Genomic DNA, 6,677 nt, shown 5'->3' on the forward strand with positions numbered 1-6,677 from the left:
GCACTCATATTGAACAACGGGAAGGAGAAATCGCCGAAACTGACCTGATTGCCAACGAACAAGCCTTAATTCTCGTCACCGAACAGGGTTACATCAAAAGAATGCCCGTTAATACCTTTGAGTCCCAAAATCGGGCGACAAGGGGCAAAGCTGGCGCAAAAATGAAAGAAGACGACGGCATCGATCACTTTATCACCTGCCGCGATCACGATAGCGTCCTCTTTTTCACCGATCGCGGGGTTGTCTATAGTCTCAACGCCTATCATATCCCCACCGGTTCCCGTACCGCTCGCGGCGTTCCCATCGTGCAACTGTTAGAGATTCCCAAAGGGGAGAAAATCACCTCGGTGGTGGCAGTCAGCGAGTTCAGCGAGGATAATTACCTGATTATGCTCACACAAAAGGGATTTATCAAGAAAACCGCCCTCGCTGCCTTTAGTAATATTCGATCGAACGGTTTAATCGCCATTTCTCTCGAAGACGGTGATCAACTACGTTGGGTTCGCTTGGCCAAAGAGGAAGATAGCGTCATTATCGGTTCTCGTCAGGGGATGGCCATTCATTTTAAGGCCGATAGTCAACAATTGCGCTCCTTGGGAAGGGCAACTAAAGGCGTAAAATCGATGAAATTGCGCTCAGGTGACGAATTAATTAGTATGGACATCCTGCCTAGTCAAATTGTCGCCCAAATCGCTGAATCTAACGAAGAAGAAACCGAGGACGAAAGCGAAGAAATTAACCCCGAAGTGGCTAATAATGGCCCCTGGGTGTTAGCGATTACCATGGCAGGACTAGGAAAACGGGTTCCCGTTACCCTCCTACGTCTGCAAAATCGGGCGGGATTAGGAGTCAGAGTGATTAAATTCCGCAAAAAGAACGATAAATTAGCGGCTCTGCACGTTGTTAACCCCCACGAGGAATTTATGATTATCACCGCACGGGGTATTATCATCCGTCAATCCGTCGATGCTATTACTCCTCAATCGCGATCGGCCGGAGGCATCCGGGTACAAAAACTCGATGAGGACGATGCGATCGCTGCGGTGGCCCTAGTTCCCCCTAATGATGGCGAGGAATCTGAAGACATTTAGAAAAGTTTGTTGGTGGGGTGTAGGGTGTGGGGTGTGGGGTGTGGGGTGTGGGGTGTGGGGTGTGGGGAGAATAAATAAAACTAATCTTCTGTCTCCTATCTCCTATCTCCTGACTCCTGACTCCTATCTCCTGACTCCTATCTCCTGTCTCCTGTCTCCTGTCTCCTGTCTCCTGTCTCCTGTTCTGAGTATTTGGGATTAAAACTGGAAAAAGTGCATTAATTGGGAGATTTCCTGAGCGTCTAGGGATAAACGCCCTTTAAAATCCACAATATTCTTAAATAATCCCTGTTCTTCCCTGTTTTTAATAATGGCAGCTGCCAAATTATCGCTGATCAGGGGTAAGGTGGTTAACTGCTCGATCGAAGCGGTGTTAGGATTGATTTTAGGGGGTGCGAGGTGACTTTCCCGACTATAATAGGCAAATTCTAGAATCGGCTCCCAAGCTTTCAATCTAGCCACAGGAACACTCAAAGCAGCCGCTAGATCTTCGAGACAAAGCAATTCTACCCCCATACCCGACAATTCCACCAACATTCGCGCTTGATGGATGGATATCCCCGGCAATCGCAGCCAATCATCCACACCCGCTTGACTGACATTAATTTTAATGCCCAATTGCGCCGCCATAGCGATCTCATCGAGGGAACGAAAGCGATAATAGGGATCATTGCTAATTTTGGCTTTTAAAGGGTTAAAAGTGCGCCCTAACCAGTTTTGCGGTGTCATTATAGTAGTTGTCGCCGTTTTTCTTCAAATTCGTACTCAGAAATTAATCCTTCTTGCCGGAGGCGCTCTAATTCCCTTAAAGCTGCCCCGATCGCCTCTACTTGTTTAGGCTCTAAACTGGGGACAGTGGCAGCAGCGGTGGCAGTGGGAAAATAGTTAGCCAAAAATTGGTTATCTTGGATTAAATACCACACTGCATCGATCGCGCAAGCCACCCGGGGAATCGGAGTTTGCCAGAGCAGAAGATAAATAATTCCCCAGAGAGGTTGACCGAGATAGAATTTATGAATACCGGCGATAGGAAAGGGTAAAGCGAGAATGCTGCCGATAAAAGCCAAAAAAATCGCTAATTTACGGCTTTTGGGCTTACTTAATAATTTTTCCACCAGAAGCATGACACCTGTTCGAGATTGATTTTAGCCTGATCTGGACTTTCTATTCTAAAATACTCTTTGGTTCTAAGTAGGGAGACACAATTATTTGTAGGATGGGTTAGCGGTAGCGTAACATAATCTGGCGTTGGGTTTCATGCTTCAACCCAACCTACGTTCATCTTATATTTAATTCCACTCAGCCACTTAACATAGGGATAAGCAATGACTAGCAGAATCAAGGAAATCTTTCAAACAGGACAACCGGATCAATCCGTCACCGTGCAGGGTTGGGTGAGAACAAAACGAGAATTAAAAGAATTTACTTTCCTGGAAGTTAATGATGGCTCATCCCTAGCCAACTTACAAGTTATCCTCGAACCGACTTTACCCGATTATGAAAATGTACTAAAGACAATTAGTACGGAAACAGCGATCGCTGTTTCGGGAAATTTGGTTCTTTCCCCGGGTAAAGGGCAAAATATCGAGTTAAAAGCGGCCGAAATCACCCTTTATGGTGACTGTCCCCCGGATTATCCCCTACAAAAGAAACGTCATTCCTTTGAATTTCTGAGAACTATTGCCCATCTGCGAGCAAGAACCAACACCCTAGGAGCAGTAATGCGGGTTAGAAACGCTTGCGCTACCGCTATCCACACTTTTTTCCAAGAAAAGGGCTTTATTTGGGTACATACTCCCATTATTACCGCTAACGACTGCGAAGGTGCGGGAGAATTATTTACTGTCACCAGTTTAGATTTAAAAAAACCCGCCAATTTTGCCGAGGATTTCTTTGGTAAACGGGCCTATTTAACCGTCAGTGGACAATTACAAGCGGAAGTAATGGCCATGGCTTTATCTAATGTTTACACTTTTGGCCCGACTTTTCGCGCTGAAAATTCTAATACTTCCCGTCATCTGGCCGAGTTTTGGATGGTGGAACCGGAAATGGCTTTTTGTGACTTGGAAGGAGATCAGGATTTAGCGGAAGCTTTTCTGAAATATATCTTTAAATTCGTTTTAGAAAATTGTCCCGAAGATTTGCAGTTTTTTAACGAACGTATCGATAAAACGGTGTTAAGTACGGCCGAGAATATCGTTAATAGTGAGTTTGGCCGGATTACCTACAGCGAAGCGATCGAGTTATTAGAAAAAGCTGATCGTCAGTTCGAGTTTCCGGTAGAATGGGGCGTAGATCTACAGTCAGAACACGAACGTTATCTAGCGGAAGAACTATTTAAAAAACCCGTGATTGTCACCAATTATCCCAAGACAATCAAAGCTTTTTATATGCGTCTAGATGACAGTAATAAAACCGTTTCCGCTATGGATATTTTAGCACCCAAGATCGGCGAAATTATCGGCGGTTCCCAACGGGAAGAACGATTAGATGTATTAATCCAAAGAATGCAGGAACAGGGAATGAATCCCGATGATTTGTGGTGGTATTTAGATCTGCGTCGCTACGGTTCCGTTCCCCACGCTGGTTTTGGTTTAGGATTCGAGCGTCTGGTACAATTCATGACGGGAATGACCAATATTCGCGATGTGATTCCTTTCCCCCGTACCCCTTTAAGTGCCGACTTTTAGGTTGATGTCTAGGATCGACGGGAGAAAAGTTGTAATCCTTGAGCTTTTAGCGCTAATTTGCTTGGTCTTTGGAGACTTGTACAATAAAGTTGTACAAGTCCAAGCTCTTGAACTCCCCAAAAACCCCAAAATCTGAAGGGAGGAATGTAAAGATTTATTAAATTGTAGCTTAAAATACAGTTACGGGGGATAGTATGTGTGGTTGTATGGAGAATCGGTTATTATTACCTTTATCGAATCCGCTCAAAATACTACATCAAATGATAATTCATCATGGGATAGTGAAGATTGGGAGCAATTTGACCAACTCATTGCCAATTGTCTTGTAGATTCAGGAATTGAAGATTGAGCATCGGCAACACGACCACTATATTTATCGAACACCGAAACGAGAATCCTATCCATGATTGGGAATGAAATTTGAAGTTGTTACCCCTTTGGGATTTACAGTTAGAACTTCAGAAGGTTATTGGCAGAGGCTAATGGGCAAACATCCTGACCTTGAGGAGTTGGAGGAATTAGTGACCCTTACCCTAGCTTCACCAGATGAAATTCGACGCAGTAGCCACGATGCTGGGGTGCTGCTATTTTATCGCCAGCGACAGGAAAAACGTTGGGTTGTGGCAGTGGCTCGGCGTTTAAATGGAGATGGGTTCTTGATTACTGCCTACCAAACCGATGGGATTAAAGAAGGGGAAATGCTATGGCTCAAGTAAAAGTTTTCTATGAACCGGAAACGGAATTACTGACTGTCTTCTGGCAGCAACCCAGAAAGGAGCAGATTTGTACTGAACTGGGGGATGGGGTGATTTTGATTAAGGATTCCACCAGTGGCGAGCCGATTGGCTTGGAAATTCTCTCCTATCGCCCTGGGGACAATCGCTTTGATGCAGTGAGCGTTGAACTGGGGCAGTTGAGTCCCGTCCGTTGATATTGGTCGTGATTCTGGTTGTCCTCTAACTTCCGAAATCATCTGGGCGTTGAGGATGGGTTTCATGGTGGATAGCTGCCAGGGAGAGAAATGTAAAGATTTATAAATTGTAGCTTTTGATACAGTTGTGGGGGGTGTGTGCTGTGCTGTTATCCTCCTTCTGTCTTGGGTTGGGCTATTGCTTGACCTGACTGCGAGAGAGTGCGATCGCACTGTATCTAAGTTAACTCATTTTGCTGAAAATTATGACGGGAATCTTGACGCATTTGTTCAATAACTTCGGGATATTTTTCCAGATCTTCTAAGGAGTTTAAAGGTGGATAAACTACTCGATCTTTTCTTTCATTTACCTTATCTACATAAGCATAAAAAGCCTCGTCATCCTCACGATGAGATAATACATAACTTTTTAATTCTTGAGAGGTCATAGTTTTAAAATTAGGTTTTTGATTCATTTTATCCATTGTCCATTAGGTTTAATTTCAATCTCAATACCTTCACCAATTAACATGAAAATATTTTTAGTACGCTCATCCAATCTTATTAAGTTAATTGGTAAATAAAACCTTGTTGCCCAACAAGATAGGGTATAACATTGTAAGAGTTGTGCAAGTGTCGGAATATTTTTCCCTCCCAAAACCGAACGAATGACACTAATTATAACAAAATAGAGAATCTGCTTCAACAACTTCGAGACAGAGATGAACGCAAAGACGAATCCGACAGACCGCGCCACAATAACTCAAGGAAGACGATAGTTCACCTGAGAAGCAGTAAAACAGAGGAAAACACCTGAGACTCCCTGCTCTGTCAACCCCTAAGCTAGGGAGAGAAATATAAAGATTTATTAAATTGTAGCTTTTGATACAGTTGTGGGGGGGGGAGTGTGTATGCTTCTGCTATCTCCCTTTGGTGTTATTAAAATCATTCTAAAAATAGATTCCCCCGGCAACAGGTGTTGTCTGTTGGGGTCCATCGGTGGAGACTCGCTTCTATGAAAACCGCTATGTTATCTGATTGAGGTAAATAAAAGTGAACGACAACAGTATCACAAAGACTTTGACTTCTGCCGCTGCCGTATTTGGCGTTATAGCTGGTATAGAGACCTGCATACCAGCGCAAGCAGCACCCGTCGTTTACTCAGGGTCGGACAACAACGTCAGTTCGCTGGCACAGATGGTTAATTCCCTTGCGGCGGCTGCGGCTTTTGATTCTGTGGCTGGTGCCATTTCCATCGTTGACTTTGAGTCAGCGTTGCCCCCCAACGTGACCATTACCGGCGGCAGCACAACCAACAACTCGGGCTGCGGTGCGTTATGCGGGTTCAATACTACCCCTGGCGGTGCTTTCTTCAGGCTTCTCGTAGGTGGTTCGGTGACATTCAGCTTCACCAACCCAGTGGATTCGTTTGGCTTCTATGTAAATGGCTTGCAAACGAATCTCGTACCGCAGCAAACCATCGTGTACACGGATGGATCATCCGTTACTACAACGCTCAATATGCCGCCTGCCATTAATGGGGGCGGCGCATTCTTCGGCTTCATCGATTTTGGGAACCAGATTTCCAGCATCACGTTCAACGGCACCGACGACATTCTGGGCTTTGACGATTTGCGATTCGGTAATGCGAAGAATAACCCGAATAACCCGAATATTCCCGAGCCAAGAGCTATCGGCGGACTATTGGGATTTGGTCTCTTGGGTTTTTGGAGGGTTGCAAAAAAGCGTCACGGGTAACGTAGGCTTCTAGTGGAAGTTTTAGGAAGATTTGTTTCACTTCAGTTGGCAGGTTTTGGAAATGCTATATCAGGAGGTTTTGTTTATCGGCTCTTCGTTACCCTTTATGCTAAATCAACATACAAGATGCCAAGATAACATACTTCTAACCCAAAAATTCCGAAAGTTTCTCAAGCCATAGCCTCTCCGTTTTATTAGTTTAAGTTTATTGTTGATTCCCTCGACCAC

The 6,677-nt window shown here is 44.6% G+C and carries 10 protein-coding genes; 5 read left to right on the forward strand and 5 right to left on the reverse strand.

Annotated features, from left to right (window positions below; all coding sequences use genetic code 11):
• The coding region (locus PX481_RS26280; protein WP_288096888.1) for a DNA gyrase C-terminal beta-propeller domain-containing protein at positions 1-1,091 on the forward strand (1,091 nt) is incomplete at its 5' end.
• Between the two features lie 198 nt (positions 1,092-1,289).
• Here the strand turns inward: PX481_RS26280 and PX481_RS26285 are convergent.
• Complete coding sequence (locus PX481_RS26285; RefSeq protein ID WP_002759087.1) at positions 1,290-1,820, reverse strand: ComEA family DNA-binding protein; 531 nt, start codon at positions 1,818-1,820, stop codon at positions 1,290-1,292.
• Positions 1,820-2,215 carry an NINE protein gene (locus tag PX481_RS26290; RefSeq protein ID WP_002759086.1) on the reverse strand — a complete coding sequence of 132 codons (396 nt, stop codon included), beginning with the start codon at positions 2,213-2,215 and terminating at the stop codon, positions 1,820-1,822. The genes PX481_RS26285 and PX481_RS26290 overlap by 1 nt, the downstream gene beginning before the upstream one ends.
• 201 nt (positions 2,216-2,416) lie before the next feature.
• On the opposite strand from PX481_RS26290, the gene asnS reads away from it, so the two are divergent.
• The 3 genes from asnS to PX481_RS26305 all read left to right on the forward strand — a co-directional run bounded on the left by asnS (position 2,417) and on the right by PX481_RS26305 (position 4,712).
• A complete protein-coding gene (gene asnS / locus PX481_RS26295) occupies positions 2,417-3,781 on the forward strand; it encodes an asparagine--tRNA ligase (RefSeq protein ID WP_288096891.1) in 1,365 nt (454 codons plus the stop codon).
• Between the two features lie 413 nt (positions 3,782-4,194).
• Complete coding sequence (locus tag PX481_RS26300) at positions 4,195-4,497, forward strand: hypothetical protein (RefSeq protein ID WP_002759084.1); 303 nt, start codon at positions 4,195-4,197, stop codon at positions 4,495-4,497.
• Positions 4,485-4,712 carry a hypothetical protein gene (locus PX481_RS26305; protein ID WP_002735928.1) on the forward strand — a complete coding sequence of 76 codons (228 nt, stop codon included), beginning with the start codon at positions 4,485-4,487 and terminating at the stop codon, positions 4,710-4,712. The genes PX481_RS26300 and PX481_RS26305 overlap by 13 nt, the downstream gene beginning before the upstream one ends.
• Before the next feature lie 218 nt (positions 4,713-4,930).
• On the opposite strand, the gene PX481_RS26310 is transcribed toward PX481_RS26305, so the two are convergent.
• Both PX481_RS26310 and PX481_RS30255 read right to left on the reverse strand, forming a co-directional pair.
• Positions 4,931-5,167 (reverse strand): DUF6887 family protein, encoded by a 237-nt coding sequence (locus PX481_RS26310; RefSeq protein WP_223212995.1) that lies wholly within the window; start codon positions 5,165-5,167, stop codon positions 4,931-4,933.
• Positions 5,164-5,448, reverse strand: coding sequence for a DUF6888 family protein (locus PX481_RS30255; RefSeq protein WP_002759082.1), 285 nt, complete (start codon positions 5,446-5,448; stop codon positions 5,164-5,166). Before PX481_RS30255 ends, PX481_RS26310 begins: the two co-directional genes overlap by 4 nt.
• A gap of 296 nt (positions 5,449-5,744) precedes the next feature.
• Here PX481_RS30255 and PX481_RS26315 point away from each other — a divergent pair, with 296 nt between their 5' ends.
• A complete protein-coding gene (locus PX481_RS26315) occupies positions 5,745-6,449 on the forward strand; it encodes a hypothetical protein (RefSeq protein WP_288096893.1) in 705 nt (234 codons plus the stop codon).
• Positions 6,450-6,563: 114 nt separating this feature from the next.
• Here PX481_RS26315 and PX481_RS26320 read toward each other — a convergent pair.
• Positions 6,564-6,677: transposase (locus PX481_RS26320; protein WP_287627018.1), on the reverse strand; the 114-nt coding region annotated here is incomplete at its 5' end.

The organism is Microcystis sp. M53603_WE2, from assembly GCF_030065435.1.

Excerpts from the sequence above, each read along its gene's own strand:
- PX481_RS26285 (WP_002759087.1), bottom strand. The coding sequence starts at position 1,820 with ATGACACCGCAAAACTGGTTAGGGCGCACTTTTAACCCTTTAAAAGCC.
- PX481_RS26290 (WP_002759086.1), bottom strand. The coding sequence starts at position 2,215 with ATGCTTCTGGTGGAAAAATTATTAAGTAAGCCCAAAAGCCGTAAATTA.
- asnS (WP_288096891.1), top strand. The coding sequence starts at position 2,417 with ATGACTAGCAGAATCAAGGAAATCTTTCAAACAGGACAACCGGATCAA.
- PX481_RS26300 (WP_002759084.1), top strand. The coding sequence starts at position 4,195 with ATGAAATTTGAAGTTGTTACCCCTTTGGGATTTACAGTTAGAACTTCA.
- PX481_RS26305 (WP_002735928.1), top strand. The coding sequence starts at position 4,485 with ATGGCTCAAGTAAAAGTTTTCTATGAACCGGAAACGGAATTACTGACT.
- PX481_RS26310 (WP_223212995.1), bottom strand. The coding sequence starts at position 5,167 with ATGAATCAAAAACCTAATTTTAAAACTATGACCTCTCAAGAATTAAAA.